This is a genomic window from Alteromonas sp. BL110, from assembly GCF_003443615.1.
In the GTDB taxonomy this organism is placed as follows: Bacteria; Pseudomonadota; Gammaproteobacteria; order Enterobacterales; family Alteromonadaceae; genus Alteromonas.
This window is the reverse complement of record NZ_CP031967.1, coordinates 3,101,359-3,127,498: the sequence shown is the minus strand read 5'-3', so window position 1 is coordinate 3,127,498 and position 26,140 is coordinate 3,101,359. Positions and strand designations below refer to the sequence as shown.

Here is a 26,140-nt window from a genome sequence, read left to right as displayed (position 1 = left end):
CCATGGCTCAACTTTATTTTTATTACTCTGCAATGAATGCAGGAAAATCCACTTCTCTACTTCAATCTGCTTACAACTATCGCGAACGCGGAATGCATTCAATTATCTATACCGCTGCGCTAGATGACAGATACGGGGTTGGCAAAGTAACATCGCGAATTGGTTTACAGGCCGACGCAAAGTTATACGCTAAAGACGACGATTTATATGCTTCGATAAACAAGGACTGCAAAATAAGTAAGCCCGACTGTGTATTTATTGACGAAGCGCAATTTTTAACTAAAGCGCAAGTAAAACAACTAGTGGATGTTGTTGATGAACTGGGAGTACCCGTTCTTGCTTACGGGCTACGAACTGACTTTTTAGGCGAAACCTTTGAAGGGAGTCACTATTTACTGGCTTGGGCGGATAAGCTATCGGAATTAAAAACCGTTTGTCATTGCGGTAAAAAGGCAAGTTTCGTAGTGCGCTTGGATGAAAATGGCAATGCCGTAAAAAATGGCGATCAAGTTCAAATAGGTGGTAACGATACGTACGAATCAATGTGCCGTAAGCACTTCAAAGAATTGGTGTGGGATTAGGTTAATCTGTCAACAACATAGAAATACACTTTAACCTCTCAGTCTCCCGTTATTACATAACCAACGCGTTCTCAAAATAGAAAGCAAGTTACCTTAATAAACTTGCTTTCCTAAACTACAGCACACACTTTGGGAATTATTACCGTTCTCTCTTAGGTCATCGCATAAACTTAACAACTTTCAATAAAATCCCGTCCTTCAACATAAGACACTTAAGCCGTTAACTTGCACAGATGCTAACCTGCCACTATTGTTAAATTGCTGTAAATCAAACCTATACTCGAACATTTAGCAAGGACACAGCATGAAGCACACCAGCACATTCAAACCTGCGTTAGTCACCCTCTCTATCGCAGCAGCACTGCCCGGAGCTACAGCAACAGCGCAAGAGGCAACAGGTGAGTCACAAGTTGAAGTTATTCAAGTATCAGGTATTCGAGGTTCGCTAATTCGTGCTCAAGCAGTAAAGATGGACAATGACTCTATTGTCGAAGCCATTTCAGCAGAGGACATCGGTAAGCTTCCAGATTCATCCATCGCCGAGTCCTTGGCCCGTTTGCCCGGCCTTTCTGGTGAGCGAGTCGGAGGAAGAACGTCGGGGATATCTGTTCGAGGATTTAAAGAAGACTTCACAGGTACTTCGCTAAATGGCCGAGAACTTATTGGTATTGGTGACAACCGTGGTGTTGAATATGACTTGTACCCCGCGGAGATAATGACCGGAGCAACTATTTATAAGACGTCAGATGCATCACTAATTATACAAGGTATAGGCGGTACGGTTGACCTTCAAACCGTACGCCCACTTGCAGCGCAAGAAACGCTAACCGTAACCGGCGTTTACGAACTAGGCGGTAACGACTCTGACAACCCCGAGTTTGATAACAGCGGCAATCGATTTGCTCTTTCATTTGTAGAAAAATTTGCCGACAACACAGTGGGTCTGGCACTCGCTATTGCTTCAACAGAATCGCCTAGGAATGAGAGGAAGTACGGCGTGTGGGGTTATGGTGAAAACGATGACGGACAGATACTCCCTTTTGGCTTAGATACGCAAGCAATTAGCCGTGTATTAGAGCGGGATACCGTTTCTGCCATTGTTCAGTGGCGCCCGACCGATAGACTAGATATTGTATTTGATACCCTTGATATTGATTACTCTGATTCGGGTGTTATACGAGGTTTTATTGAGCCCTTTGCAGCAACAAATGTCATCGGTAGCGGTGTTAATAGCGCCGGTACACAAATCAATGTAAATCCTGTATTGAGAACAGACCCAGCTCAAAAAGATGGAGAGCTTCAAACCTTCGGCTTAAACATAAAATACGACATTAGCGATGATTGGTCGATTACACTAGATGTCGCAGATAGCGAATCAAGTAAGCGAGACTTACGGGGTGAATCTTATGCAGGTCTCGCCCGGTCTGGTGCGCTCAGTGAGGGCCAATTCGGTTCCCGCCAATTTCAAATGAGTGCCGATGGTATTTCCTTCACCGATAGTAATGGTCTAGAAGCATTTTCTGACCCAGCCCTACTGCAGTTGGCCGGCCCTCAGGTCTGGGGTGGCGGAATGGCCAATATTGCCGACCAATTTGCTACTGATGTTTTGCAAGCAAACGGCCAACCTTACAGTTACTTCAACGCGCAAGACGGTTTTTTAAACTTCGCTGATTTTGAAGAAGAGTTGACAACGGTGCGCTTTGAAGCGAAAGGCTATATTGACTGGAGCATATTTGATACCTTTACGGTAGGAATAAACTATAGCGATAGATACAAGGCGAAAGATAATAAAGGATTCTTTACCACAGCTTCATCTTACCCCTTTTCCGATGCTATTCCCGATCAATACCTTTATAACGGGCTCGCTGACTTAACATGGGCGGGAATGGGCAAGGTAGTAGCGTATAACGGCTTTGCGCCATACAATGATGGTGAGTACACACTCAATGATGCCGGACTGTTAGAACCGGATCGTTTAGGCGACACATACACGGTAGATGAAGAAGTCACTACCCTGTACGCACAGCTAGATTTTGAAACTGAAGTAGAGGGTTTCAATGTAAAAGGCAATGTGGGCGCTCAATATGTGCAAACCGACCAGAGCTCTTCAGGTTTTATTGGTATTGTTGGACCAAACTTTGCCGTGTGTGATGATGATGGTAACGGGGCGGCCGATGCCGACTGCGTTATAACTGACGGCGATGATTACTCGCATTTTCTACCTAGCTTAAATGTAAGCGTGGAGCTGGATGAGAAACGCTATTTACGCTTTGGCGCGTCTAAAACGATAAGCCGTGCTCGAATTGATCAGATGAAAGCATCAGGTTTTGTTAAGTTCGATCAAAACATAGAGCTGATCGCCACAGAAAATTCTGAAGCTGCGGTAAGAGAGTTTGGTTCACCATGGTCTAAATTTACAGGAAACCCAACCCTTCGCCCGCTTGAAGCAAATAACTTTGACTTATCTTTTGAGAACTATTTCGATGAAGAAGGCTACGTCTCAGTTGCGCTTTTTTATAAAGATTTAGTTAACTGGACGCGTGACGGTAATCAGCTTATCGACTTTACAAACGATGTGACGAACGACGGCGCAAACTACTTTATTCCAGGGTTTCATGACAGGGTCATAGATGTGGCTGGTAATTATGGTCCACAGGATACGCCTTATGAAGTAGGCGATTTAGTAACGCCGCCAGATCAGGGGTTCTATTCTTTCTTTGAAGATGGCCTTGAAGGTGAAATGAAAGGTGTTGAGCTAACGGCCAATATTCCATTGCGAATGGTAGTAGATGCGCTAAACGGCTTTGGTATTGCAGCTTCAGCAACCATTTTAGATGCTGAACTCGAAGATGGTACAGCTATACCGGGTCAATCAGACAATACCTACAGTATTACTGCTTACTACGAAGCTAATGGCTTCGAAATCAGAATAGCTGCTACAGACCGCTCTGAGTTTCTTACTTATCAACGTGGGGGCTCTAACAAAATTGAAGCTGCCACGCGGGATGCCGTTACCCAGGTCGATGCCCAAATCAGTTATGACTTTGCAGATACTGGAATTGAATATTTAGAAGGGCTAAGGATTTCCCTTCAAGGCGTTAATCTCACCGATGAGAAGGAAGAAACTATTGATGATGCGGGCATTGTTACGCTTCGCCGGGAATTTGGCCCTTCATATATGCTTAATTTGAATTACGCTTTCTACTAAAAAAGCTCTGGGCAAATCTGACCTTGCTACAGGTTAATAAGACACACCAATCTCGGGTGTCTTATTAACCTTTTCGAGCAAGTTTTTTTAAACAGTTTCTCCAACGCGAAGCTCGAAAGGCAATGTACTTTTAGTAGAAACCATATTAAGTAGCGCTTTGGTTGCTTCGACACCTTTACTCGCACTAGATTGGCATACGGTAGTCAGGCTAGGTCGAGAGCGTTCGGCTTCTTCGATACCATCAAAACCGGTTATTTTAAGCTCTTCTGGGACGTTAACTCCCATATCTAAGGCTAAGTTAAGCAACTCCAGCGCTATGATATCACTCATACACAAGACAACATTGGGTCTCGGAGAACTGGTCAGCACTTCTTTAGCTGCTTGCTTGGCGAAGTGTCGATCACTTTCTGGAAGGTGCCATATACGCTCATTGCTTACCGTAATATTTTTCTCTTCAGCAGCTTTTAAATAACCATCTAGACGCCGATGGGCAATCGAGCTGTCTACATCGATTAGCTGACTATCATAGATTCGACATGTAGAGGGGGAGTCAATAAGGCGCAGCCCAAAGATGGCCACATTGTCGCCTTCATTTAATGCATGAGACGCTACGCGATACGCCGCTTCTTTGTTATCAATATTAATAGACGGTTTATCTTCAATATCAAAATCAACTGTAACAACCGGCTTAGGAGATACCGCTAGTTCCTTTACCAAATTACTGTTGCGTGGTTGACCATAGCAAATAAAACCGTCAACAAAGTCAACGACATCAAGGAGGCTATTTGAATCACCTGCATAAAGTAACAAGTGCTTCCCATTCTCTTGAAGGGCAGATGAAACCCCTTTGATAAATGTGCTAGCTACGGGGTCGCTCACCATATAAGAGATGCTATCGGCGAGTACTAAAGCCACAATATTCGAGGTGCCCTTTCTAAGGATTTGCGCTGCTTTGTTCGGACCGCTGTATCCAATCTTTTTGCACTGCGCCAAAATCTCTTCGCGCTTCGCTTTTGATAACTGGTCTGGGCGATTAAACGCATTTGAAATGGTTGCTGTTGATACGCCTAACTGCTCAGCAACATCTTTAAGGGTGAGTTTCGTTTTATTCATTGTTATTAGCTCTTTTAACGAGACTTACTACCCTGAATCGTAATTAAAAAAGGGTAGCAAGCGTGCGCTTCGACTACCCTTTGACTATAACATCAACTTAACCGTTTAACGCAGTTTTTAACTGCAAACTTGGCGTTTGAGTCTAAAATTTATTGGCAAGCTTAACGTTAAGAAACTTGCGCTCTATCTTGTACCGAAAATTTTATCCCCAGCATCACCTAGGCCCGGCAGTATGTAGCCTTTTTCATTCAATCTATCATCAATAGCAGCTGTGAATATATCAACATCAGGATGTGCATCAACCACGGCTTTAATACCTTCTGGTGCGGCAACAAGAAACAACCCCATTATTCGGCGACAACCTTTCTTCTTAAGTAAGTCAATAGTAGCAATTAGGGTTCCGCCTGTGGCTAGCATAGGATCTACTATCAACGCTGTACGTTCGTCGATATTCTTGACCACCTTATCAAAGTAGGCAACGGGCTGAAGCGTATCTTCGTCGCGATAAAGGCCAACCACGCTAATCTTTGCATTTGGGATTAACTCTAGTACACCTTCAAGCATGCCCAAGCCGGCGCGAAGAATAGGCACTACGGTTATCTTTTTGCCTTTTATTTGTCTTACTTCCACCTCGTCGCCAGACCAGCTTTTTATTGTCGCGCGTTCTGTAGGCAAAGTTCGCGTTGCTTCATAGGTCAGTAAATTTCCCACTTCAGAGGCAAGCTCGCGAAAATCTTTGCTACTAATTTTGGCATTTCGCATAAGTCCTAGTTTATGCGCAATAAGCGGATGGGTAATTTCGTGAACGGCCATGTAAGACTCCTTGTAATCGATTTCACTATATTTTAACCCAGCCGTACCTTAGTTAAAGCGATTAGTCGTAAAAATATGTTTATTCAATGCTTATATAGGACAGGTCAGGCAGATTTCACGAAAACCAGCTTGTTGCCCGAGCACTATTTTTGCCAATTATTCAGCTGTCTTTGACGTTATGTATGGTGTGTATGAGCGCTACTGACCTACCCTACTTGTAAAGTAGCGCCATCTGGCATAGTCACTTCAATTTTCATATTTCCGCCAACGGCCGCTAAATATGCAGCTGCGCGTTGAAGAGAAACATCTTGAATACGCTTCGATTCCAACTTGCTTACGCCAGAGGCGGTGACCGATAACGCCATTGCGACCACTTCTTGTTTAACTCTGTGCTGCTTTCTTATGTCACCAAGTGTAATTTCTTTCATTGTCTTTTACCGAAAATTTCGGGCATTAAAAAAGCCCAGATGGTGATACCTTCTGGGCTTTTGCAAAACGTTCTTACCTGCAGTGCCCAGAAGCCAATACTTGCCCCTGAACACCGACGGTCAGGTGCAATCAGTAATTAAAATTATAAAAATAACCAGTTGAAACGTTTCGCATAATAATTCTCTTTTTACAATGTACTTGTACAAGCGGCGTTCAGCCGAGATTAGGTGTAATAGTGGGGCTAATGGTTTTTCTTTGAAAGCAGTAGCCGCCTCGTGTCACTTATCCTTAACCATACCATGTAGATAAGCAATAGCAACGACTTTCCAAACAGGAAAGTCTGGAAGACAAACTTAAAACCGCCATTTTAGAAACCAGGCGAGCTTAGGCAGTTAACTTTAGAACCAACCTTTATTTGTTTAAGCGAAGCGAGAAAGCGTGGTACAAGATCGCTTCCTTCTTCAGGAGACCAGTTTGCAAAGCCCTTATCGTCTGTCACTTCGTAAGGTCCCTGTTTAACTTCCATGAAAACTACTGGGCTGTGGCACACCGTTGCATGCCAAGTGTTAGGGGGAATTTCAATTCCGCTCGTTTCACCATTTGCCGCTAACGTAACTTTTTCTGTAACTACGCCTTCATCGTTGAAGAATAGAATATCTAGCTCGCCTTCCACAATCATGAAAAACTCCCATTTGTGAAGCTGCACGTGTCGATGGGGCCGAACGTAGGAGTCTGGCATCATAGCAATAAAAAGACGCTGAACCATATCAGTATAAGATTTGTGAGCGTTAAAATTAGCCCGTCGGCGAGGACTCTCTGCCGCCGTCTGTTTTAGCTCTTTAAACAGTGCTTTATCAAAATACTGAATATTGTCCAACGTCGTTTCCTGATGAATGCTTTGATGTTGCATTAAAGACTATCGCTCTTTTACCGAATGGCGCAAGCTTTAGCAACCGAGCATTGCCTGACAACCTTCTTTTTCAGTGAAGACTTGCGACCTCTACCCATCCTCCTCGAATGTATTTCATTTTTTTATCTTGGTGACAGAACACAGGGATCTTCCAGCCGTCCTCACTTCGTTTTTCTAACCGATTGTCAGGCCAGGTGTACGCCGCTTGAGAGGAGAGCTTTACCCATTGCTTATTAGCTTTAGCTGGCGCACGACCAAGTGCCTTCCATCCTTTACTGTGAGTATTCGCCTCTACACCATGTGGACTGAATCTAAACATAGGTGACTGATGTTCATCCAATACCACCATATGATGGTCCCCTTCATAACTGACCCGAATGGCCCGTTCAGCGCCTGGGATCACCATAGCACTTAAGTCAGCGATAGGCGACGACGCATTGTCTACGGTTACTAACGTGCGCTTTGCCGGGGGCGCCAAAGACTTAAAGTAACCCGAAATATCGCTACGCTTACCGTTTAAAGCAATCGCTACATTCCACGTCTCTACATGCTCATCCGCTTTTTCAAGTCGTTTGTCATACCAGCCATAGTAATTGTTCTTACTTACCTGCGACCATTTGGACTCTACCTTGTTATCTGTGACCCATTCTGGCAATGGTCTAGGGCCCGCAGTTTGTACCTTGTACCACATTGGGTGATCCCAATTCGCATAAACTCCACTTGGGGTTATACGGATAAAGGGCTCACCGTTGTCCCCAAGCACTTCAAGCTTTCCTTTGCCGGTGAACTGTACAAGAATTTCATTGCCCAAAGGTGAGCTTTGAATTTGAGAAATCACACTGACGTTTTGCGCGTTGGCCTTGTCTATGACAGGCAGCCACTCACCCGCAACAGCTGAAGCCCCGTGAGCTAATGCATTTGCAGATGTTAATAAACCCGCACATAACACAGTGCTTAGTAAGATTACTCGTTTAATCATGGCTATATTCTCCTACTGGCACATCGCCGAAAGTTCGCCTGTTACCGTAATGGCTTTTGATGCAGAGGGAACTAACTCGCCTTTTTCATTGCGCGCATTAACAAATAACATGTAATCACCCGGTGGAACCACCGCTTGCTGACTTGGCATTTTCACCACCACTTTTCTGTTGTTTTGGCGCAAAATGGAAAGTTCCACGCTTCGCTGATCGCCATCTATCAAGTGAGTGATGTTTGTGCGTCTGATTAACACTACCGACTCTATTTTGGCATTCATCGCTGCGGTAGCGGCATCAGTATTTTTCAAGCCCACAGAAAAACGTTCTCCCACCGCGACGGTTTTATTTCTTTTACCTATTGCTGGACGGTTACCAAACATATAGGAAGGCTTATAGATTTCAAACGACGGATCCCGCCCATCGTTAGGTGAGAAACCTGGCAAGGTTATGCTATAAGCATAAGCGGTATTAATTGGTGCATGCCCTCCAATTAGCACGCTGCCATCGGGTAATAACGCTGCGGAGTTGTGGTAAGTACGCGGTCTGTTCTGCTCGGCAACCTGCCTAAAGGTTTCGGTTTCGGGGTCAAATATTTCTGCTTTTAAAATAGGCTTTCCCGAACCTGGCAGAACCACTTCATCTCTATCGGCACCGGATACGACTAATACTTCGCCAGTAGGCAATAGTACCCCTGTTCCGTACCAGCGCCCCTGATTGAGACTTCCTGTTGAACGAGAGTCATATAGCATCTTCTCGCCTTCAATAGTTACCGAGTCGATTCGCGCCAAGTTTGTTCCAAGATATAAGCCCGGGCTTGTTGCCGCAACACCGGTTAATACGCCACCAGCGGTAAGGAATTCGGCTTTATTGTAGGTACCGTTTTCATCTGGTGTTAGTGGCAACATCATAGAAAACGTTGAGCCTCTAAATCCTGCACCAAGCAGGGCTTGTACATCAGCTAAGCGATACGGGTCATCGATTATAGGCGCTAACGCATCGAAGGGATTGGCAATAAACTCTTCCGTTAGACCGGTTAGTAAACCACTTAACGACTCATCCGCTTGTGTGTTAGTAACATTTAGGAAGCTTGCCAAGTCAGAAATACCCGCTTCGCTCAAGTGAAGTGGTAAGCCAGCAAAACCAAGATCAGCCCATGTTTTAGATTGCGGATCATACGCCGCGACGATATTCCATAACGCCTGATCGTAGCTTTGGCCAAACGGGTTGAATGCCTGCCCGCCACCGTTGTAAAACACATGGCCGTTAGGTAGCAGATGTAATCTTGGATAGAGAGGCAGCGAACGCTCGGCCAGTGGACCGTTATCGCTCCATTCTCCACACGATGTGTCGTAGGTTTCGGTAACTGTAACATTACGTCCTGAGGTTTCAGGGCGGGTCAAATAAACAGGTTTAACTAATTTAGTTACGCCACTTGCTACTAGGACGTTTCCATTTGCTAACGACAATGCACTGGGATACCAACGCCCAAAGTTCATATCCCCTGTTTTACGCCAACTGTTATCGTCAGGGTTGAAGATGCGGCTATTTTTTAGCCCTTCTAGCTCAGACAACCCGAAATTGATAGGCTCGCCTAGTAGGCTCGTATTCACACCGGGCTCATGGTAATAATCGGTTCCACCAACAGCCATAAGCTCGCCGTTCGGCAAACCAACTAAATCGGCACAGAAAAGTGCGCCATCGTTATTTGTTCTATCGTCATCAGTGTTTAAATCAAGGGGCAGCGATGTGCCTAAAAAGCCTGTGATATCACCAATAATGGTTTCAGAGTCATTGCCATCGGGATTGGCACCTGCATCTACCGGAGACGGGGCTATCCAACTTGCATTGTCGTTTTTCATCGTCAGCACGCGGGTTTGGTCATTAATAATCGCAGAACCGATTTCCAGCAGCGCGTTATACTCTACGTTTTCTGTGCCTTCTAACGCGTTAAAATAAAGGATACGGCCATCGTTCAATAGGGCCAAACTGCCTGCCGCTGGCTTGCATTTCAGCACACCGTCTTCGTTTTCTTCACATTTGCCGTTAACCGGATAATTGTTAAGGGGGTTAGTTATGTTGGTATTGTTTTGATCTGGAAACTCGCCAGACACTAACGGTTCCTCAAAAGGGTTAGTAAAAATACCCTGCTGCTTACAAACAGCGATATTTGAACATTCCGGGGTGACGATGGGAACCTTACCCTTGTTTCTATCGGCAAAGGCAAAATGAGAGGTGATACTTAATGTAAGTAAAGTGAGTGTAGGTAAAACCAGTGGACGTTTTTGCATTGTGGCATCCTATTCTTGTTAAGTTAACATGCTGCTTTATCTCTGAAGTCACACCAGAAATGTAAACAGCATGTTAACCAAACGATTCACTAGGATGCTTGGATGCAGTTTTCTTGAATTTATTTTCTATCTCTTGTTATTACCGCGCATCCTGCGGCTTTGCTCTTGACGCTTCTCTTCTCGCTTTTCTTTCCTATCTTTCTTATCTGGCGTCAACGAGCCCGTTTTGAATTTTACTTTACGCTTGGCTTTCGCTTCAGCTTTTTTCGCCGCTTCAAGTGCCATTTCTTCTTTTTCAACTTCCAGCATTTCCGGTGTCTCTAGCGTTATTCGCCCCAACTTACCCGACTGCAGTTCTTTAAGCAGGATTTCACATATTTTATGGAGATTTACGCGACCACCCGCTTGAATAGCCCCGCGCGTTTTGGCGGCGGCTTCTAAAAACTCAATTTCAGTATCCGGCAGCTCGTCCAGCTTATAGCGCTCCTTCATTACTTCTGGATACGCTTTAATAAGGTAATCTGCCGCAAAAAAGCCGACATCGTCGTATTCCATGGCGGTGTTTTTAACGGCACCTGATGAAGCTAACCGATAAATGGAATGTGGGTTTTCGAGCTTAGGCCACAGTACTCCCGGCGTATCAAACAAAATAATACCGCTGCCTAAGTTTATGCGCTGCTGGCTTTTTGTAACGGCAGGCTCGTTGCCGGTTTTAGCAATAATTCTGTCGGCTAGAATATTTATTAGCGTCGATTTACCCACGTTCGGTATACCCGTGATCATAGCTTTAATTGCTTTAGGCTGACCTTCTTTATACGAACAAATACTTTTTACCAGCTGCATAATTTGCTTGCTGTTGCCCGGATTGTCGCTAGAGGTCGTAATCGTCTTCACGCCGCGCTCTTTCTCTAGACTCTCCTGCCAGCGCGCCGTAATTTCTGGGTCTGCCAGGTCGTACTTATTTAGAATCTTAATACAGGGCTTGTCGCCCCGTATTTTTGCAATTTCAGGGTTTTCACTGGAATACGGAATACGTGCGTCAAGAACCTCAATAAGAATGTCTACTTGATTAAGCGACTCTTTAATTTCTTTCAGGGCTTTGTGCATGTGCCCTGGGAACCATTGTAATGCCATGGTTGTTTCCTATCGTAATCGAGTTAAGGGGCGTGCTTAACGAGTTAATTCATAAGCGCAGATATTCACAGCGCTGGCTAAGTTTAACGAGTCAATGTTACCGCTTCCCGCAATGGTATACGCGGTCGCGTTAAGCTGTGATAGTGCATCAACAGGCACGCCACGGGCTTCGTTGCCAAACAGATAACACTGGTAATCACCAAAGGTGTTAGAGGTGATATTGTCACCATTCATATCCAAGAAAGCGAAACGTTCGAACCGCTCGCCTAGGCTTTCAAGCGCTACGTTTAATTCCATGTTCACATGGAATATAGCCCCCATACTTGAGCGCACAACTTTCGAGTTATACGGGTCCACACTGTTTGGGCTTAGTAAAAGCGTAAAATCTCCAAACCACGCTAGCGTTCTTAGTATGGTGCCTAAGTTGCCGGGGTCTTGAACTTCATACAAATAGATGTATTTTTCGGCACTGGATTTGTTTGTAAAAATGTTGGTTTGTGACCGCTGTGAACCTAACGAGGGGTTAGGAAGTGGAACGCGAGCAATAATACCTTGAGGTGACTTAGTATCGCTTAGTTGCTGCATTTGTTGCGACGATACCTTTTCTATCTTCACACCTTCAACCTTCATACCAGCTTTAGGTGCAGGAAGTCTTTCTTTTACCCAAGTCTCATACTCAGCCGTTACATAGAGGGTGATATCACCTAAAGTACTGCTGTTATGCTGAGCAACATTGATTAACTCTAAAACTAAGTGTTCCCCTTCCACCAAATAGAATCCGAACTGCGTTCTAAATTTCTTTTGATGAAGCTTTTTCACGTCACTTAGTTTCATTTGCACTGCCCTTTTTATAACTTTCGGCGCAAGTGTAAGGTATGAACTTCAAAACGCAAAGCGGCAAGACTTAATAGTGAAAGAAATAATGAGGTAAAAAGGCTTTAATGGAAAATACAGCCTGAAGGGTGAGTAAAAAAGACGTTTCAAACAAATTAAAAACGCCAACTTATTTACCGAAGTATCGCGGCAAATGGTGTAAGCAATAAAACTAAAAATTGTGTAACTCTGAATTTCAATGTTGTCGTGTAAACTCTAAGCATTGCAACCATAGACATGAAGTATATTAATATTTTGGGAATCCCAAAACATGTACACCTCTTTCTTCCAAAGCCAACCAAAAAAGTCTGCACAACTTAAGTCGACAGAACGGCTGAATAACCTCGAACAATTCCTACATTACGCGAAGAACGTGCTCCCTTCTATTGCTTTAACGAAGAAAAACGCTTGGCCAATACAACATGATCATTGTTTTATGCGGGTGATTTTAGACAATGTTGTCGGCTGTGCGTGGTATGAGGTCATTCCGTCACCAGCCTATAAAAACCTGACCGACGAGCAAGCCAGCGCAGCATTAAATCTGGCGAGACAGATAGCCACTGAGAGTGTATCGCTTCACGCACTCAACCAACGCTCGAAACAATGGCGCAATAAGCAGCTAAAGTTGGAGTTTTAGTATGACAAAACGAACAACCATTAATGACGCAAATTTAATTCAGGTCGGACAAGACCTAGAGCGAATAGTGAAAGATAAACGAGCGCTGTGGAGGGCTAATAACGCGAAAGCGCGACGCAGGCAACGTCGGTACAAAAAGAAGCTTATTGCAGAACTTCCTCGGATTATCACCGATATTCATAGCACATATCCTGAAGATGAAGCGTAAAGCACTTTCATAAAAGATATCAATTACCTACAATCACTGCTAGAAAGTTGCGCTTAGCAAAGCGTGGCGTACATTAATACTTATCCAGAAAGTGACAGGACATACCATGGCGTTTAGTTTAGCTATTAATAACGATATTGCAGTAATCACCTTTGACGACGGAAAAGTTAACGCCGTAGGCTTTGAGCTTATTCAGCAGTTCAACGATGCCTTAGATGAAGCAGAGAAAAACGCAAAAGCGGTTGTATTACACGGCGGTGAAGGCAAGTTTTGCGGCGGCTTTGATTTGTCTGTAATGAAAGCCGACGACAAAACTAAACAGCACGAGCTGGTGTCACAGGGGGCAGATTTAATTGTTCGCCTTTATAGCTTTCCACTACCTGTAATAATTGCGGCAGAAGGTCACAGTATTGCAATGGGCGCAATTATGCTTATGGCTGCCGACTTGCGTATCGGTAAAGATGCAGACACTAAATACGGTCTTAATGAAACCGCCATTGGTATGGTGCTACCGCCATTCGGTATGGAGCTAGCCAAAGCTAGACTTGCCAGCACCAGTCTAACCGAAGCCTTACTTTTTTCGCGTATCTACCAAGGCAGTGAAGCAGTAAAAGCAGGCTTTTTAGATGCTGCGGTGCCTCAAGAGCAGGTACTAGCCACGGCTATGGGTTATGCAGAAAAATTGAAGATGTTACCTAGGAAGTCTTTTGCTGAATCTAAAATACAATTGCGTAAAGAAACGATAGAGAAGATGAAAGCCTAGGTCTTATATTGTAAAAACGCGTTGAAACTGGTTGTTTCAACGCGTTGTTTAAAACCATTACCTTACAGGTCCAGAACGGCGTTCAATTTCTTCTTTGAGTGTACTCCTTAGCCCCAATTCGAAACTCAATTCAGCAAGCACAAAGAGCGGGCCTATCGCCAAACCCATAATATCGTCCACAAACGCTGGTTTTTTCCCCTCGAAATGATGACCAATGAATTGCAGCACCCATCCACCGATAAAAATGCCTAACGAGACAACAAGCCACATACTTACACTAAGCTGCGCGATGGGTTGAGCGAAATAAACCATAGCCCCAGTAATGAGTGTCATCACAACGCCCAGCTTTATGTCTAATTTAATATAAAATGCGTTGCCTATAACCCAGACGAACAAGGCGGGGCTAACAACCATAGCCCCAAGAATGGGCGCATCGACAAAAAATGCAGGCTTGCTGAGCAGGCAAAACACCGAAAAAACAATAAGCGGTATGCCAATAAAATGGGTGTATATGTTTTTCTGATCCCTGTGATACTTAGCGTACTCACTTAAGTGTTGTTCTAAATTTTTCATACTGCGTCAACGTTTTATTTGTATTGTAGGGTCAGTTTACTCTTTGCTATTACATACAAACTGTCGCTTTGACGACAAACCGATCAAAATCGACTTGTTATCTACGATTTTTCAACTGAATAATATTGCTGAACTTAGTCGTGAAAAGCGACTCCTACCGTTATTGATGAATAATAAGCGGGGTTTTCGTGAATAAAAGGAAGTACCTTTTAACTTTAGCTGTGCCTGCAGTTCTCTTCCTAACGGCTTGCAGTTCAGTTTCTTCATTGTATACGACTGACGAACAAAAACAGAATAATGAGGGGAACAATCTTGCGTTTTCAGCTAGCCATTGGCAGGTTAAAAGCATTACTCAAGGAGGTATTATCGATTTTAGCCACGTTACGCTTAATATGGACCAAAGTGGTGATATTAACAGAATAAGTGGAAGCACTGGCTGTAACCAGTATACAGGGGCGCTCGACGTTGCAAATGACGGTAAAGCATTTAGTGAAGACAGCCAAGCTCAACCCTTCTCTGTTGATAAAATTGTACTTACCAGAAAGATGTGTGCCCCAGCGCTTATGAAGCAGGAGCAAAGCTTTGTAGATGCTCTGACTTCATCGAAAAGTTATGCAATATTGGATAACACATGGCTAGTCCTGTATGACAGTAACAACGACGAAACCGTAAAAGCGATAATTTCATCCCCCTCCCAAGGGTCTAACATTGGGAATGCAGATAAACGCGCAACTGGAGTTAACAAAAAGTCAAAAGACGCCGCTAAAAAGCAAGATGTTGTCGACAGTTCTATTCAGACAACTAGTAGAACCTATGAGTGTGAGACGCCGAATGCCAGTACCACAGAATTGCGCGTAAATACCCTTGGCCCAGATACAAAAACAATCACTATCAACAATGCGCATCACATTGTGCAGCTATCACGTTCTGCATCGGGTGCAAAATACACTAATAACAAAGGTGTGGTGTATTGGAATAAAGGTGGCGTTGCCACCGTTTCTATAAACTCTGGCTATTACCACTGTACGATTAACCATTAGGATGCAAGCTGGTGTATTAGCGCGTGAAATAGGCATCGCGACTTATTTAGAAACAATCGCTACTTTTTATAAAATACTTCGGCACTTTAGATAAAGTGCCGAAGCCGCAATACGCTTGCTATGCTTGTTACGTGCTTTGTTCTTGTTACCAATTATTGAGCAGTCCTTAATAAAAAGCACTTCTTCATTTAAACCAATTCTTTGTGTACCTATTCTACTTAGTTACTTAACGACTATCTTTGTATTTGTGTGACTACTTCCTTTCCTAATTAGGAGCTTTTTAAAGGCTTTTTGAGGCACTACTTTAGCCACCACTACTCTCTATCGAATAGTTTCAACTAAACACTTTTTTCATGCTTCATGCTGTTCAAAATAAAAGCTTTCACGTGGAGTTAGTACTTTATTCATATATTTAATCTTCCGCCTTTAATCACTATAAATCATACACTTAAGCTATAAACACACGCGATTAACATCATTATCACTTGCCATTGAATATGCTTCGGCGTTGAAACAATAGTTAGAACACTATACAATTTATTTTTATTGAACAGCCAATTAAAATAAAAACGCTATTTTGAAGCATCGAAATCGACCTTTACGAAGCCCTCAGAAATGCTGAGCAGGTGCGGGGGAAGGTGAAGAAAGCTACAAGGGTGTTTATTAAGCGAAGAGCAGATAGTTCGAACGTTTCGAACGCTCAGCGAGAAAAATAGTTTCAACACTATTCATCGTATTGAAACCAAAGATATGTATTAGGTTGTACGTATTTATTTTTTCACGCAAAGAAGGCGCTAATTGGCGAGCGTTGTCAGCACTATTAAAGTAGGAGTTTATGCATGTCATTACCAACTTATCAGAATTTCATTCACGGCGAGCCGATGGCGAACAAAAGCAAAGAGACCTTTGCAGTAACCAACCCCGCAACTGGTGAGGTAATTTACCACGTAGAAGTGGCTGATGAGTTTATTCAGCAAGAAGCAATTAAAAGCGCTAAAGAAGGGTTTGCGGTGTGGTCAGCAATGATGCCAATTGAAAGAACCCGCATTCTTAACAAGGCGGTTGCAATGCTTCGTGAACGTAATGATGAACTCGCTAAATTAGAAGTACTTGATACCGGTAAGCCTATTCAAGAGGCTGATTGTGTAGATATTGAAACTGGCGCTGACGTCATTGAGTACTATGCGGGCCTTGCTCCTACTCAACTGGGTACCCAGCAACCTGTTGGCGGCGATTTCTTCTACACACGTAAAGAAGCGCTAGGTATCTGTGCCGGTATTGGCGCGTGGAACTACCCTATCCAAATCGCCTGCTGGAAATCAGGCCCCGCACTTGCCGCAGGTAATGCATTTATATTTAAACCGTCAGAAGAGACCCCAATGGGCGCGCTTAAACTGGCTGAAATTTTCACTGAAGCTGGCGTACCCGCTGGCGTATTTAATGTGGTTCAAGGCGCAGCGAAAGTTGGTCAGTGGCTTACAAATAGCCCAGACATTGAAAAAGTATCGTTCACTGGTGAAGTGGGTACAGGTAAAAAAGTCATGCAAAGCGCTGCTGCGTCGAACTTAAAAGACGTGACGATGGAGCTTGGTGGGAAGTCACCGCTTGTAGTATTCGAAGATGCCGACGTTAGCCAAGCTATCAGCGCCGCTATGCTTGGTAATTTCTACACCCAAGGTGAAATCTGCACTAACTGCACCCGTGTTTACGTCCAGCGCTCTGTATATCAAGCCTTTATTGATGAGCTTAAAACCCGTACCGAAAACAACATTGTTATGGGCGATCCGCTTGACCCTAATGTAAACCTAGGCGCACTTATTTCTAAAAAGCACCAAGAGCTAGTACTTAGCTATATTGCTAAAGGAAAAGAAGAAGGCGCTACGCTGTTAACCGGTGGTAATGCTGCCTCTCCAGCATCCGCACCTAACGGTTATTTTGTCGAACCAACAATTTTCACCGACTGCACTGACGATATGACTATCGTTAAAGAAGAGATCTTCGGACCAGTAATGAGCGTGTTAGTTTTCGATGATGAAGACGAAGTGATTACGCGAGCAAACGACACCGAGCTAGGTTTGGCTGCGGGTGTATTTAGTAAAGATATCCAGCGCGCCCACCGCGTTATTCATCAGCTACAAGCCGGTATTTGCTGGATAAATGCATATGGAAACTCTCCAGCTGAAATGCCTGTAGGCGGTTATAAGCAGTCAGGTATTGGACGTGAAAACGGCGTTGAAACGCTTAATAGCTACACGCAAACCAAGTCGGTTTATGTGGGTATGAGCCAAATTGAAAGCCCGTTTTAAGCCGCTGTAGGAGTACATATGCAGACATTTGATTACATTATTGTTGGAGCAGGTTCTGCTGGCTGTGTGCTAGCGAACCGCTTATCAGAGAACCCAAAGCACAAGGTGTTGCTATTGGAAACCGGTGGCTCAGATAAAAGCATTTTCATCAAGATGCCAACAGCGCTGTCTATTCCTATGAATACCGACAAGTATGCGTGGCAATTCAACACTGAAAAAGAGCCATATTTAAACAACCGTGAAATGCACTGTCCACGCGGTAAAGTGTTAGGCGGCTCGTCGTCTATTAATGGAATGGTGTATGTACGTGGTCACGCCAAAGACTTTGATGAATGGGGAGCACACGGCGCAGAAGGTTGGAATTACCAAGCCTGCCTACCTTATTTCCAAAAAGCAGAAACCTGGTACAAGGGTAACGACGCTTATCGTGGTGGTAATGGTGAACTTGGCGTTAACAACGGCAATGAAATGAAGAACCCGCTTTATACCGCCTTTATTAAAGCCGGTGAACAGGCGGGCTACGACATCACTAGCGATTATAACGGTAGGCAACAAGAAGGCTTTGGGCCTATGCATATGACCGTGAAAGACGGTGTACGCAGTTCTGCAAGCCGTGAATATCTTGACCCGGTAAAATCGCGTAAGAATTTAACTATAGTGACTGGCGCGCTGGTTACTAAAGTCGTGCTGGAAGATAAAGTCGCAAAAGGCGTTGAATATGTAGTGAACGGTAAAACCGAAACTGCCGCCGCATCTAACGAAGTGATTTTAAGTGCCGGCTCTATTGGCTCGCCACATATCCTGCAACTTTCTGGAATTGGCGACAAAGATATTCTTGAAAAAGCAGGTGTCGATGTTAAGCACCACCTACCGGGTGTGGGCCAAAACCTGCAAGATCATCTGGAATTTTATTTCCAGTACAAGTGCAAGCAGCCCATTACGCTAAACCGCAAGCTCGGCTTAATTTCAAAAGGCTTGATCGGCGCTCGCTGGTTGTTAAACCGTTCTGGGTTAGGCGCAACGAATCACTTTGAGTCTTGCGCCTTCATTCGCTCGAAAGCAGACGTGGAGTGGCCTGACATTCAGTACCACTTCTTGCCTGCCGCTATTCGATACGACGGAAAGTCCGCGTTTGATGGCGATGGCTTTCAAGTGCACGTAGGTCACAACAAACCTAAAAGTAGAGGTAGCGTAACCCTTCAGTCAGCTAATCCGACGGTTCCGCCAAAAATCTTGTTTAACTACTTGCAACACGAAGATGATATTGAAGGATTTCGAGCTTGCGTAAGACTAACAAGAGAAATCATCGCACAGTCAGCATTCGACGACTTCAGAGACGGCGAAATTCAGCCTGGCGAGCATATTCAAACAGACGAAGAAATCGATGCCTTTGTGCGCGAAGCTGTTGAGAGTGCTTACCACCCGTCGTGTTCGTGCAAAATGGGCGAGGATGACATGGCAGTAGTAGATTCTCAAACCAAAGTACATGGCATTGAAGGACTGCGTGTGGTGGATTCATCTATCTTCCCTACCATTCCAAATGGAAACCTTAATGCACCTACCATAATGGTAGCTGAAAAAGCGGCAGACAAAATTTTGGGTAAGCCTGCTTTACCACCACAAAATGTGGCGGTAGACATCCACCCTAATTGGCAAACCGAGCAACGCTAAACGTTAAAACGATTTCGCACCAGTGTGCTTGTTTATTAAAAGAGCGTACCTTCCACAGTGCCTACATTTAGCCGATTAGAGCGGCTTCAGGATGTAGATGGGTGGGCTTTTATATAACGAAAAAAGGAAAAAACATGTTTCATTTTTATCAATATTGGGAGGGTGATAATGACAGTATGGCTTAGTGCAGGCATCATTTTCACTCTGCTTTCGGTGGCCTATATTTTGTTTAAATGGGGCAACATGAAAGTGGTCGGCGTAACGCCAGTTAGAACCTTTACCTTTATTGCCATTCTTTTTACCTCGGGTTTGGACGTGGGCCTAATTATGTTCCCGCTCACTGAATTTGCTGGTTATGCTGACATAAGCGCAAGTCCTGAATATGCATTCACCAATCCACTCGCCATTGAGTTTGGTTTTTGGGGTTTCTTAATTTGGGGATTCTACTTTCTTACTTGTTTTTATTTCTGCGTAATAGAACCCAAAGTTAAATTTTTCGAACTTCCTATTGTTAAGTTTGTAAACAACGTTGTAATTATAGGAACCTGTGCATTCACGGCTTTCTTACTGCTGTCTAACCTTCCATGGTACCTTCCGGCGGTGGGCGACGGAGAATCAATCGTTCCGACGTTCTATCTGATTGTATTTGCTGCTATTGCATTTGCTGTGTACTCAAGTACTAGCATTAAATACGTGCGTATTTTAAGTCTCACCACAACGTGGGTATTTATAGCGCTTATTATCGGCATGTGGGCGGCGGCATTTATGTTTGGTGAAAGTAAGATAGCTGCTTATTTTACGAACCTCGGCCTTATTGGAGGCTATTTTGCGAATATTGATAACTTTGTACTACCCATAAATGAGTATCACGAATTTTACCTATTCTGGTGGTTCAGCTGGAGCATTATGATAGGTCAGTTTACCTCTCGTTTCGTAGGCGGCCTTAAAACCTATCAAGTTATGTTAGCTATGATGGTTATCCCATCTATCCCTATCGCCGCATGGTTTTCGGTACTGTACCACTATCACAGCGCCGGTATTCCTACAGAAGGAATAACCAATATGGCCATGGTATTCGTAGGTGTAGTTTTCGTGATTAATTCACTTGATTCGCTGATTAGACTCTACACCGACAACCTAAATATGACTGTGGAGCGTATAGGAAAAGGTAACTACATTGCACTTAACATAGTTGCGCTTTCTCTACTTACGCTATTGTTCAAACTAGACTTCTTACAAATACAGTGGGTGGGAGCGCTAGTTATTGCCATTTTCTTTAGCTGCTTTGCTTTCATTCTAAGTCAGAAGTTTAAATCGGTAACGGCTATCAAAACCTCGCCGAAAGAAAACAAGATCGACTTTACTAAGATAGAAAATCTCAACTAAATAAATCATTTACTTCTTACCTTCTTAACATTGGCTCACTTTGAGCCAATGGGGGTAAGTATTGCCCGAAACCGGCGTGAAAGCGCATTAAATAGAAAACGGGCTAAATAAAACAACGATAAAAAACAGGTGTTTAACAATGAAAAAATTGAATTCTTTTTTTGCATCAACTCACGTATTCACAGTGGCTTTCGTTACAGCATTGTATTCTTCAGCCACGTTCGCGGACTGGAGCGCCAATGTTTCTGCGGTATCCGATTATACCTTTAATGGTTTAAGCCAAACACAAAACGACCCAGCTCTTCAGGGTGGTATTGATAAAGCTTTTGATAACGGGACCTACGTTGGTACCTGGGCGTCTAACGTTGACTTTGGTGGCGATACCAACCTTGAATGGGACGCCTACGTTGGCCGTTACCAAATGCTCACCGAAGCGGTCAGCATTGACTACGGGATTGCCTACTATTCCTATCACGGTGGTGACGACTCAAGCGATGGAAACTATCCGGAAATTTATACTAAATTCGGTTATGCCAGCGACTACGGTAATACCGAACTTAACCTGTGGTACACGTGGGACTACTTTGGCACGGGCTCAAGACACACTGTTGCTATGATTGCTCACACCTTTGAACTTGCACCAAACCACAACCTTCGTGCTAGCTTTGACGTATCTAACTCTTTAGACAGCGATACTTGGGTATGGCGGGATGAAAACACGTCTTTCTATCACTACCGTTTGGCCTATCAGACAAGCTACAAAGGATTAGACTTTGAAATTGCTGCTGAAAACACAAACCTTGATATAGATACCGCCGACGAGCGTATTGTATTTGGTGTATCAAAGACCTTTAGCTTCTAAATTTCGATCTCTGGCATAGTTTTTACGAAAAAACATGTACTAATTTGAATGCATGCGAGCACCACATTCCCGGTGCTCGCAGTTTCAGCTGCTTTTAGTTAGTCGAGTTCAGCTACTACACGATTAAAATGTCCATGCAATAAAGCGGCTTAGTTTGCTTCCCTGCCCCATATCAACCACCTTACACTGGCTTGCACCGTAATAATTGATACTAGTTTTAATAGGTTTTAGGTGAGCACTCTTGGAGACTAAACAGGTGAACCACTCTACGTTGTTTTTTACCGATACGCTTTCTTGCACCATGCGCTGAATAAAAGCCAGTTCGCCGCCTTCGCACCACAATTCATTCGCTTGACCTGCAAAATTTAAGTTCGCATCCTGCCTTTGGTAAGAGGCGCTTTTGCCTTGCAGCTTGGATGTACGATCCCCTAAACCTTGAACTTGATTATCGGTAAACTTTCCACCACTTCGCTTCTGCTTATTGCGAGTTAAATTGGATGTTTTTCTTCGTGTGCCAGACAGGGCATCTCGGGCAGACTTATGAAACGGCGGGTTGCACATAGCAAAGGTGAACCGTTCGCTCTCTTCAATGACACCTTTAAAAATGTGCGCACTATTGGTTTGTTTACGTACTTGGAGTTTATCGGCTAACACACTGTTTTTGCTCGCAATGACATTAGCGTTTTTTACAGCAGCTTCATCAACATCGCTACCCACAAACGACCAGCCGTAGGACGTAACACCGATAATAGGATAGATAGCATTTGCGCCAACGCCTATATCAAGCCCATGAATGTTTTGATCTTTCCCGTTTTGTCTCTGTCCATCCTGCGCACTGCTACCTGTTGATTTTAATAAGTCAGCAATACCGTGTATATAATCGGCCCTACCAGGTACAGGGGGGCATAAGTAGCCATCAGGAATATCCCAGTAGTCAAGCCGATAATAGTGACGAAGCAAAGCTGCATTAAGTACCTTTACAGCTTGTGAATTAGTGAAATCTATACTGGTATTGCCACTTTTAGCTTTTACGAGAAAAGGCTTAAGCGCAGGGTATGACTGACACAGCGCATCCATTGGATAGCCGTTCTTATGTAGATTTTTGGGATGCATGAAGCGCTACTATTTGTGTGAAACTAAAAAATGAGATTGCACGTTTTCATCGAGCAACTGGGCGCCACTACCACGGGCTGCCACTTTATCGTCAGTATTGTAAAGCCTACAGCGCTCTAATGACAAACACCCACAGCCAATACAGCCTTCTAGTGACGTCTTCAAACTAGTCAGCGCCGCAATTTTTGCTTCAATATGCTGATTAAATACCGTGCTCAGTTTAGCCCAATCGGCTTGGGTAGGTGTTCTGTTGTCGGGAAGTGTAGACAACAAGTTCTTTATTTGAGCAAGGGAGTAACCCATGTTTTGCGCAATCAAAATAAAGGAAACTCTGCGAATGACAGAACGAGGAAATGCTCTATTACCACCACTAGTGCGCACAGAAGGAATAAGCCCTTCGTTAGCATAGTAGCGAATTAATGACACTGCGTTACCTGTACGCTTTGCGATAAAGCCAATACTTACCAAGGGTTCCGGGGCCATAGCGCCTCTCTTCTCATAATTTTTTATAGTGTATAAAAACGCTTGATCTAAAGTTAGCTTTAGATATTAAGCTGTTTTTCGTTGATTATCTACACAAGGAAAAGCACATGACAGTTGCATACTTAGAGCACACGAATATTACCGTTCAAGACCCAGATCAGTTAGCTAACTTGCTTTGCACGCTTTTTGGTTGGAAAGTAAGGTGGAGCGGCGGCGCTAAAAATGACGGCTATACCGTACACGTAGGAAACGATAAAGACTACCTTGCCCTTTACAGGCCCAAAACTATTAATGATATAGAGAGCGATTATAAAACCTTGGCCAACATTAACCATATTGGCATTGTTGTGCCAAATTTAGACGAAGCCGAACAGCGGGTTCTTGCGTTAAATTTCAATACCTACAGCCACGGTGATTATGAACCAGGTAGACGCTTTTATTTTATGGCACAGCAAAACATAGAAATTGAAGTCGTTTCATATGTGTAATGCCATCGAGTGTTACACCTAGCTGAACTTTCAATTTTAGTGTTAGATTAACGTTACCCCACTCGTGCGCGTTTTTCTTAGTTTTTTGTTTGCTAAGTTTGTTTACTAAAAATGTACGCGCACTGTGATCATTTAAATAATAATAGACAGGAAACATGGATGAGAAAGGTACTAGCGATAAGTTTAGGTTTAGTAATGTTATCCCTATCGGCAAGCGCATGGGCAAATAACATACTTAGTATGAAACAGCGCAGCGAGCTAATTGATAAGATCACCGTTGAACGCTTCAATTCTGTACTCCCTAAAATAATGGAGCGTGAAGGCATCGATATGTGGGTGTTAATGTCACGGGAATACAATGAAGACCCTGTTCTCAAAACTATGCTGCCTTCTACTTGGATTTCCGCACGACGCCATACCATGTTAGTCATTTATAACCCAGGCAATGGTCAACCACTGGAACGTTTAGCCGTTGCAAGATACGCAGTAGGCTCGCTATTTAAAAAAGCGTGGGACAAGGAAGCACAACCTGATCAGTGGCAAGCCCTAAAGCACATCATAGAAGCCCGAAATCCCTCGAAAATAGCCATTAATACGTCAAATGCATTTGCTCTTGCAGATGGCATGACTGCTACCGAACACGAAAAATTTATGGGTGTACTTTCTGAGGAACTAAAAAGCCGAGTAGTGAGTGGCGAAAGGCTGGCTATAGGCTGGTTAGAAACACGCAGCGAACTGGAAATGCAGTACTACCCAGCACTCACTCAAATTGGTCACTCGCTGATAGCGACAGCATTTTCAAATGAAGTCATTACACCTAACGTAACCACTACAGATGATGTTGTATGGTGGCTTCGGGATCAAACCCGAGCGTTAGGGCTCACCAATTGGTTTCATCCTACGGTTTCAATCCAACGACAAGACAATAAAGTGTTCGATCAGATCAGTGCTTTCAGCAAACGTCCTGGGGAAAACATCATTCGACCTGGCGACTTGATACACGTGGATTTTGGTATTACCTACTTACGACTTAACACGGATCAACAGCAGCATGCTTACGTGTTAAAGCCTGAAGAAAAAGACGCACCTGCGTCACTTAAAAAAGCACTAAAATCCGGAAATCAGTTACAGGACATACTGACCGGTAATTTTAAAGTAGGCAGAACGGGTAACACTATATTGAGTATGTCGCGACAGCAGGCTATTGAACAAGGTATTACTCCCGCTATTTACACCCACCCGCTTGGTTTTCATGGGCATGCAGCTGGCCCAACGATAGGAATGTGGGATGCGCAGCAAGGAGTACCGGTTCAAGGAGACTACCCGATGTTTGCACAAACGGCCTATTCCATAGAACTAAATGCAGCAAGCTTTATTGAAGAGTGGAACAAAGAAATCAGAGTTATGCTGGAAGAAGATGCATTTTTTGACGGTAAGTCAGTAACCTATTTAGATGGTAGGCAAACTGAGTTTCATTTGATTCATTCCGGTAAAAAGCAATAGATATGCATGAAGCTTTGTGCCTTTTCCAAAAGGAAGAGATATCAATTGGCGAGAATAGCCAGTATAAAAAAGAGATTTAGAAGTAAAATTCGTAAAGTGTCAGGCCTTTCGCCTTTTCAAGCGAAAGGCCATGAAACTGTACAAAATATTAGCAGTAGGTTGCTATCCTAAAACGTGGTCTTATTCAGCTGCAGTGCGAACTACTACGTTTTCTGTGCTGTATTCAAGGACAAAGTCAGACATTTCTTTGTGGTTACAGATAATGTTTTCACCTTCCAGACCAAACTTCGCTAGTGCTGCATCTTTACCTACAGAAAGTGCTTCTAGACATGCTTGTGAAGCAACATCTTTATTCTTTGCAACAAGTGCTACTGTTTTTGCATTTTCAGTTGCCTTGTTGTTTTTGTACATGTAAGCGAAAGTGCGAAGTGACTCACCGTTACAACGTACAGATGCGCTAAATTCTTCAGCGTTAAAACCCTTAGAACGAACAAGACGCAAAGCAGGACCAAAACCTTCTTTAGCTGCAGTTAAACACGCTTGTGTTTCAATGTTGTCGTTAATTGGCTTTAGTACTACATCTTTTGCGAAAGATTGAGTAGCAGCAACAGTTAATGTTAAAGCAATAGCGAAAGTAGACAGTTTCATTTTTGAATTCCTATTTTGTAACTAAATTAGATATCACCTAAGTGATGTGTACATTATGACCAAAACTTTCAAAAAATAAAGCATTTTTCGTAATTTAATTACAGAAAATGGGATTTAAACATACATATCACGA

General features: G+C 43.6%; 24 protein-coding genes. 12 read left to right on the top strand and 12 right to left on the bottom strand.

Annotated elements, in window-relative coordinates; genetic code table 11:
* Positions 1-2: 2 nt before the first annotated feature.
* Together D1814_RS13470 and D1814_RS13465 are read left to right on the top strand one after the other, a co-directional pair.
* Positions 3-581: a thymidine kinase gene (locus tag D1814_RS13470; protein WP_118493099.1), complete on the top strand. Its 579-nt coding sequence runs from the start codon at positions 3-5 to the stop codon at positions 579-581.
* A gap of 304 nt (positions 582-885) precedes the next feature.
* The gene (locus tag D1814_RS13465) at positions 886-3,789 is read left to right on the top strand and encodes a TonB-dependent receptor (protein ID WP_118493097.1); all 2,904 of its coding nucleotides are present in this window, start codon (positions 886-888) and stop codon (positions 3,787-3,789) included.
* Between the two features lie 87 nt (positions 3,790-3,876).
* Here the strand turns inward: D1814_RS13465 and D1814_RS13460 are convergent, their stop codons facing one another.
* The 8 genes from D1814_RS13460 to D1814_RS13425 form a co-directional block, all read right to left on the bottom strand.
* Entirely contained in the window at positions 3,877-4,902 is a 1,026-nt protein-coding gene (locus D1814_RS13460) for a LacI family DNA-binding transcriptional regulator (protein ID WP_118493095.1), read from the bottom strand.
* Between the two features lie 183 nt (positions 4,903-5,085).
* Positions 5,086-5,715, bottom strand: coding sequence for a uracil phosphoribosyltransferase (gene upp / locus D1814_RS13455; protein WP_118493093.1), 630 nt, complete (start codon positions 5,713-5,715; stop codon positions 5,086-5,088).
* A gap of 206 nt (positions 5,716-5,921) precedes the next feature.
* A complete protein-coding gene (locus D1814_RS13450) occupies positions 5,922-6,143 on the bottom strand; it encodes an XRE family transcriptional regulator (protein WP_014950268.1) in 222 nt (73 codons plus the stop codon).
* Between the two features lie 368 nt (positions 6,144-6,511).
* Complete coding sequence (locus D1814_RS13445; RefSeq protein ID WP_118493091.1) at positions 6,512-7,054, bottom strand: WbuC family cupin fold metalloprotein; 543 nt, start codon at positions 7,052-7,054, stop codon at positions 6,512-6,514.
* A 70-nt stretch (positions 7,055-7,124) separates the two neighbouring features.
* Positions 7,125-8,033 (bottom strand): hypothetical protein, encoded by a 909-nt coding sequence (locus D1814_RS13440; protein WP_118493089.1) that lies wholly within the window; start codon positions 8,031-8,033, stop codon positions 7,125-7,127.
* Positions 8,034-8,045: 12 nt separating this feature from the next.
* On the bottom strand, positions 8,046-10,319 hold the full coding sequence (locus tag D1814_RS13435; protein ID WP_118493087.1) for a galactose oxidase early set domain-containing protein: 2,274 nt from the start codon (positions 10,317-10,319) through the stop codon (positions 8,046-8,048).
* Between the two features lie 126 nt (positions 10,320-10,445).
* The gene (ylqF, locus tag D1814_RS13430; protein WP_118493078.1) at positions 10,446-11,453 is read right to left on the bottom strand and encodes a ribosome biogenesis GTPase YlqF; all 1,008 of its coding nucleotides are present in this window, start codon (positions 11,451-11,453) and stop codon (positions 10,446-10,448) included.
* 36 nt (positions 11,454-11,489) lie between these two features.
* Complete coding sequence (locus D1814_RS13425) at positions 11,490-12,287, bottom strand: TrmH family RNA methyltransferase (RefSeq protein WP_118493076.1); 798 nt, start codon at positions 12,285-12,287, stop codon at positions 11,490-11,492.
* Between the two features lie 310 nt (positions 12,288-12,597).
* Here D1814_RS13425 and D1814_RS13420 point away from each other — a divergent pair, with 310 nt between their 5' ends.
* From D1814_RS13420 to D1814_RS13410, 3 genes are all read left to right on the top strand, one after another.
* Positions 12,598-12,963, top strand: coding sequence for a hypothetical protein (locus tag D1814_RS13420; protein WP_118493073.1), 366 nt, complete (start codon positions 12,598-12,600; stop codon positions 12,961-12,963).
* A 1-nt stretch (position 12,964) separates the two neighbouring features.
* Positions 12,965-13,171: a hypothetical protein gene (locus D1814_RS13415; protein WP_118493071.1), complete on the top strand. Its 207-nt coding sequence runs from the start codon at positions 12,965-12,967 to the stop codon at positions 13,169-13,171.
* A gap of 106 nt (positions 13,172-13,277) precedes the next feature.
* Positions 13,278-13,934 (top strand): crotonase/enoyl-CoA hydratase family protein, encoded by a 657-nt coding sequence (locus tag D1814_RS13410; RefSeq protein WP_118493069.1) that lies wholly within the window; start codon positions 13,278-13,280, stop codon positions 13,932-13,934.
* A 57-nt stretch (positions 13,935-13,991) separates the two neighbouring features.
* On the opposite strand, the gene D1814_RS13405 is transcribed toward D1814_RS13410, so the two are convergent.
* The gene (locus tag D1814_RS13405; RefSeq protein WP_118493067.1) at positions 13,992-14,507 is read right to left on the bottom strand and encodes an Mpo1 family 2-hydroxy fatty acid dioxygenase; all 516 of its coding nucleotides are present in this window, start codon (positions 14,505-14,507) and stop codon (positions 13,992-13,994) included.
* A 188-nt stretch (positions 14,508-14,695) separates the two neighbouring features.
* Here D1814_RS13405 and D1814_RS13400 point away from each other — a divergent pair, with 188 nt between their 5' ends.
* The 5 genes from D1814_RS13400 (at position 14,696) to D1814_RS13380 (ending at position 21,772) form a co-directional block, all read left to right on the top strand.
* Positions 14,696-15,547 carry an META domain-containing protein gene (locus D1814_RS13400; protein ID WP_118493065.1) on the top strand — a complete coding sequence of 284 codons (852 nt, stop codon included), beginning with the start codon at positions 14,696-14,698 and terminating at the stop codon, positions 15,545-15,547.
* A gap of 839 nt (positions 15,548-16,386) precedes the next feature.
* Positions 16,387-17,853: a betaine-aldehyde dehydrogenase gene (gene betB / locus D1814_RS13395; RefSeq protein WP_118493063.1), complete on the top strand. Its 1,467-nt coding sequence runs from the start codon at positions 16,387-16,389 to the stop codon at positions 17,851-17,853.
* Between the two features lie 18 nt (positions 17,854-17,871).
* Positions 17,872-19,524: a choline dehydrogenase gene (gene betA / locus D1814_RS13390; RefSeq protein ID WP_118493061.1), complete on the top strand. Its 1,653-nt coding sequence runs from the start codon at positions 17,872-17,874 to the stop codon at positions 19,522-19,524.
* Between the two features lie 168 nt (positions 19,525-19,692).
* Complete coding sequence (locus D1814_RS13385; RefSeq protein WP_118493059.1) at positions 19,693-20,910, top strand: BCCT family transporter; 1,218 nt, start codon at positions 19,693-19,695, stop codon at positions 20,908-20,910.
* A 139-nt stretch (positions 20,911-21,049) separates the two neighbouring features.
* Positions 21,050-21,772, top strand: coding sequence for a TorF family putative porin (locus tag D1814_RS13380; RefSeq protein WP_118493057.1), 723 nt, complete (start codon positions 21,050-21,052; stop codon positions 21,770-21,772).
* Positions 21,773-21,895: 123 nt separating this feature from the next.
* Here D1814_RS13380 and rlmF read toward each other — a convergent pair whose 3' ends face one another.
* Positions 21,896-22,885, bottom strand: a complete 990-nt coding sequence (rlmF, locus tag D1814_RS13375) for a 23S rRNA (adenine(1618)-N(6))-methyltransferase RlmF (protein WP_118493055.1) — start codon at positions 22,883-22,885, stop codon at positions 21,896-21,898.
* 9 nt (positions 22,886-22,894) lie between these two features.
* Positions 22,895-23,368 carry a redox-sensitive transcriptional activator SoxR gene (gene soxR / locus D1814_RS13370; RefSeq protein WP_118493053.1) on the bottom strand — a complete coding sequence of 158 codons (474 nt, stop codon included), beginning with the start codon at positions 23,366-23,368 and terminating at the stop codon, positions 22,895-22,897.
* A gap of 107 nt (positions 23,369-23,475) precedes the next feature.
* Between soxR and D1814_RS13365 the strand changes: the two genes are divergently transcribed.
* Both D1814_RS13365 and D1814_RS13360 read left to right on the top strand, forming a co-directional pair.
* Positions 23,476-23,856 (top strand): VOC family protein, encoded by a 381-nt coding sequence (locus D1814_RS13365; RefSeq protein ID WP_118493051.1) that lies wholly within the window; start codon positions 23,476-23,478, stop codon positions 23,854-23,856.
* Between the two features lie 159 nt (positions 23,857-24,015).
* On the top strand, positions 24,016-25,359 hold the full coding sequence (locus tag D1814_RS13360; RefSeq protein ID WP_118493049.1) for a M24 family metallopeptidase: 1,344 nt from the start codon (positions 24,016-24,018) through the stop codon (positions 25,357-25,359).
* A 180-nt stretch (positions 25,360-25,539) separates the two neighbouring features.
* Here D1814_RS13360 and D1814_RS13355 read toward each other — a convergent pair whose 3' ends face one another.
* The gene (locus tag D1814_RS13355; RefSeq protein WP_118493047.1) at positions 25,540-26,007 is read right to left on the bottom strand and encodes a DUF3718 domain-containing protein; all 468 of its coding nucleotides are present in this window, start codon (positions 26,005-26,007) and stop codon (positions 25,540-25,542) included.
* Positions 26,008-26,140 lie beyond the last annotated feature (133 nt).

What these genes read in the sequence shown, in the direction of transcription:
- D1814_RS13365 (WP_118493051.1), top strand. Translation starts at nt 23,476, where the DNA reads ATGACAGTTGCATACTTAGAGCACACGAATATTACCGTTCAAGACCCA.
- upp (WP_118493093.1), bottom strand. Translation starts at nt 5,715, where the DNA reads ATGGCCGTTCACGAAATTACCCATCCGCTTATTGCGCATAAACTAGGA.
- D1814_RS13470 (WP_118493099.1), top strand. Translation starts at nt 3, where the DNA reads ATGGCTCAACTTTATTTTTATTACTCTGCAATGAATGCAGGAAAATCC.
- D1814_RS13425 (WP_118493076.1), bottom strand. Translation starts at nt 12,287, where the DNA reads ATGAAACTAAGTGACGTGAAAAAGCTTCATCAAAAGAAATTTAGAACG.
- D1814_RS13360 (WP_118493049.1), top strand. Translation starts at nt 24,016, where the DNA reads ATGAGAAAGGTACTAGCGATAAGTTTAGGTTTAGTAATGTTATCCCTA.
- D1814_RS13405 (WP_118493067.1), bottom strand. Translation starts at nt 14,507, where the DNA reads ATGAAAAATTTAGAACAACACTTAAGTGAGTACGCTAAGTATCACAGG.
- rlmF (WP_118493055.1), bottom strand. Translation starts at nt 22,885, where the DNA reads ATGCATCCCAAAAATCTACATAAGAACGGCTATCCAATGGATGCGCTG.
- D1814_RS13435 (WP_118493087.1), bottom strand. Translation starts at nt 10,319, where the DNA reads ATGCAAAAACGTCCACTGGTTTTACCTACACTCACTTTACTTACATTA.
- D1814_RS13465 (WP_118493097.1), top strand. Translation starts at nt 886, where the DNA reads ATGAAGCACACCAGCACATTCAAACCTGCGTTAGTCACCCTCTCTATC.
- D1814_RS13420 (WP_118493073.1), top strand. Translation starts at nt 12,598, where the DNA reads ATGTACACCTCTTTCTTCCAAAGCCAACCAAAAAAGTCTGCACAACTT.
- ylqF (WP_118493078.1), bottom strand. Translation starts at nt 11,453, where the DNA reads ATGGCATTACAATGGTTCCCAGGGCACATGCACAAAGCCCTGAAAGAA.
- D1814_RS13415 (WP_118493071.1), top strand. Translation starts at nt 12,965, where the DNA reads ATGACAAAACGAACAACCATTAATGACGCAAATTTAATTCAGGTCGGA.
- betA (WP_118493061.1), top strand. Translation starts at nt 17,872, where the DNA reads ATGCAGACATTTGATTACATTATTGTTGGAGCAGGTTCTGCTGGCTGT.
- D1814_RS13440 (WP_118493089.1), bottom strand. Translation starts at nt 8,033, where the DNA reads ATGATTAAACGAGTAATCTTACTAAGCACTGTGTTATGTGCGGGTTTA.
- D1814_RS13355 (WP_118493047.1), bottom strand. Translation starts at nt 26,007, where the DNA reads ATGAAACTGTCTACTTTCGCTATTGCTTTAACATTAACTGTTGCTGCT.
- betB (WP_118493063.1), top strand. Translation starts at nt 16,387, where the DNA reads ATGTCATTACCAACTTATCAGAATTTCATTCACGGCGAGCCGATGGCG.
- soxR (WP_118493053.1), bottom strand. Translation starts at nt 23,368, where the DNA reads ATGGCCCCGGAACCCTTGGTAAGTATTGGCTTTATCGCAAAGCGTACA.
- D1814_RS13460 (WP_118493095.1), bottom strand. Translation starts at nt 4,902, where the DNA reads ATGAATAAAACGAAACTCACCCTTAAAGATGTTGCTGAGCAGTTAGGC.
- D1814_RS13450 (WP_014950268.1), bottom strand. Translation starts at nt 6,143, where the DNA reads ATGAAAGAAATTACACTTGGTGACATAAGAAAGCAGCACAGAGTTAAA.
- D1814_RS13410 (WP_118493069.1), top strand. Translation starts at nt 13,278, where the DNA reads ATGGCGTTTAGTTTAGCTATTAATAACGATATTGCAGTAATCACCTTT.
- D1814_RS13445 (WP_118493091.1), bottom strand. Translation starts at nt 7,054, where the DNA reads ATGCAACATCAAAGCATTCATCAGGAAACGACGTTGGACAATATTCAG.
- D1814_RS13380 (WP_118493057.1), top strand. Translation starts at nt 21,050, where the DNA reads ATGAAAAAATTGAATTCTTTTTTTGCATCAACTCACGTATTCACAGTG.
- D1814_RS13385 (WP_118493059.1), top strand. Translation starts at nt 19,693, where the DNA reads ATGACAGTATGGCTTAGTGCAGGCATCATTTTCACTCTGCTTTCGGTG.